We start from the raw sequence: 2,455 nt of genomic DNA on the forward strand, positions 1-2,455 counted from the left end.
TGTTTTTTGCAAGCAGAAAGTACAGAGAATTGCAGCGAAAAATGCAGAGGCTTGCAGTTCTCTTTTTCTTACATATTTGTTTCTGCAGTCGCAAAAGAAAGGGCGTTTCTTAAGCGGTAACTTTCACCTGTAAATGCAATGATGTGAGCGTGGTGGACCAACCGATCCACCAATGCAGAAGTTAAACGATTATCCCCAAATACGCGATTCCATTGACCGAATTCCAAATTAGACGTGACAATTACACTTTTTTGTTCATAACAGTCAGCTATGATATGAAACAGAAGCTCTGCTCCTTGCTTTTGAAACGGAACATATCCAAGTTCATCTAAAATAAGTAGTTCACAGGTTTCAATCTGCTTCTTTAATCGAGACAAATTCCCCTGCCTCAAGGCTTCCTCGAGCTGGGATACTAAGTCTGCTACTCGGAAGAAACGTACTTCATATCCTTCCTCACAAGCTTTTAGACCTAAAGCTGTGGCTAGATGTGTTTTTCCGGTTCCAGGGGAACCGAGTAAAAGGAGATTCTGTTTTCCCTCAAGGAATTGTAAATCACATATTTGTTCTTGGTTTACTGTAGCTGGTAAATGAATTTGCTCACCCCATTCATAGTTCTGTAACCATTTTACTTCTCGAAACTTTGCCTTTTTTATTAGACGCGCAATTTTCTTCGTTTGGCGAGATTCTATTTCTAGATTCAATACATCGCGTAAAAACTGTTCCTTATTTTCAAAAGGAATATTGCTATAAGAGTCCATTACATGTGCTAGATGAAGAGTTTTACAAATTGCTTGTAATGTATTCTTAGTCATGATTACCGCCCTCCTTCTAATGATGGACAGAGTTTTCGATCATATTGACCTAAATCTGTTTCATAGTCCACTAGGACTGCTGGAGTATGCATTTCATCCCATTTATCTGGGTAAGAAATATTTTTAGCCTCTAGAAGAAAAGCTAATTCGTGAGGTTCTCTCTCTAATCGCTCTTCTTGTTGAAGAAGTTCATTAAGTTGTTGGAATGAATAATCTATAAGAAGTTTTCGTAACCCATTGATTCGTTTTTTATTGTCTTCTTTTTTGAAAAGAAGATATGTTTGTACCCTTTCGGGTAAATATGGAAAGAAGCGTGAATAACGCATAGAACGTGGTTTTCTCTCCCAATCATTTAAAATCTCATCCCAAGGAATTTCTCGTTTTACATTCATATAAGATCTATAATCTTGATAAATGATTTCTCCCTCATTTGTAAAACAAGTGAATTGATTCCAATCTTTTTTTACAATGATAACTTGTTTTAGACGTGCTTTCCGGAGGACAAAATGCTCTTGATCCACGGTAATTTCTCCATATTTATTCACCGTAGCTGTATCTAATGAAAATACCTCTAAAGTCTCTAACGGTAATGGTTTGAGATGTTCCTTTTCCTCGTGCCAAAGTTCCTCAATTGATTTTCCCTTCTCATAATGCGGTCGTTTTCGATCTTCGATCATTTGCTCATGTAACCAATTAGCAAGTTCTTCAAAATCTTTCATAATTGGGGCTGTGACGAACCAATTATTTCGAGTGTAACTCACTTTCCTCTCAACATTTCCTTTTTCATGTCCACTTGCAGGATTACAAGGTTGTGCTTCAAAATTGTAATGCATTTGGAATCGTAAAAAGGCATCTGTATATGTCCGTTGTTCTCCTTTTCCAACGCTCACAATGGCAGCTGATAAATTATCCATCCTTAAATGTGTAGGAACACCACCGGCCTGTTTAAATAATTGCTTCAGACCTTCCAGAAAACATTCCCCATTTTCTGCAGGAAGTGGATGTACAAAAGCTGCATTGCTATATGGAAAACTGAGAATGAGCGCTTTAATATCTTTGTATGCTCCTTCCTGTACAGTAGTCATATTTCCAAAATCTACTTGAGCCTCACCCGGAGGGTGTTCCAGTCTTTCGTATCGTTCTTGCTTTTGTTCTTTAATTTGAGGTTTTCGTTGTTGAACATATTCACATACGGTACGATAGGAGCCTTTGAATCCATGCTCATTCTGCAATTGCTGGAATATTCTTTTACTTGTTCTTCGTTCTTTTCTTTTTAGTTTTAAATCCTCCTCCAGCCAATCATCTACAATCTCTCCATATCCTTGTTCATACATCATACCCTTTTTCTTTGGTCTTATATCTTTTGTGAGGACGTCACCGTCCGCATATTTCTTAACGGTTCTCCAGTTACTTCCTGTCCTTCTTGCAATCTCTGATATATTTAGGTCTTCGTTCTCTCGTAAATATTTGATATAATGAATTTCAGGCATTGCGAGCATCCTTTCATAACCTCCATCTGTATTGGATTCGACACCTAACACAGTAGAGGGTAATGGAAGAGCTTGCAAGCCTTTTTTAATGCATTTATGCTATCTATGCACAAATACTTCGCAATATTCTGTACTTTTATTCTGCACTAAACA

At 37.5% G+C, this 2,455-nt stretch carries 2 protein-coding genes; both read right to left on the reverse strand.

Going from position 1 to position 2,455, the window contains the following annotated elements; genetic code table 11:
• Positions 1-68: 68 nt before the first annotated feature.
• Positions 69-812, reverse strand: coding sequence for an IS21-like element helper ATPase IstB (gene istB, locus MR076_RS25840; RefSeq protein ID WP_242225419.1), 744 nt, complete (start codon positions 810-812; stop codon positions 69-71).
• Positions 813-814: 2 nt separating this feature from the next.
• Positions 815-2,311 carry an IS21 family transposase gene (gene istA / locus MR076_RS25845; RefSeq protein WP_242225420.1) on the reverse strand — a complete coding sequence of 499 codons (1,497 nt, stop codon included), beginning with the start codon at positions 2,309-2,311 and terminating at the stop codon, positions 815-817.
• Positions 2,312-2,455: the final 144 nt, after the last annotated feature.

This window comes from Bacillus cereus group sp. BfR-BA-01380 (assembly GCF_022663535.1).
GTDB classification, from domain to species: Bacteria; Bacillota; Bacilli; order Bacillales; family Bacillaceae_G; genus Bacillus_A; species Bacillus_A cereus_BB.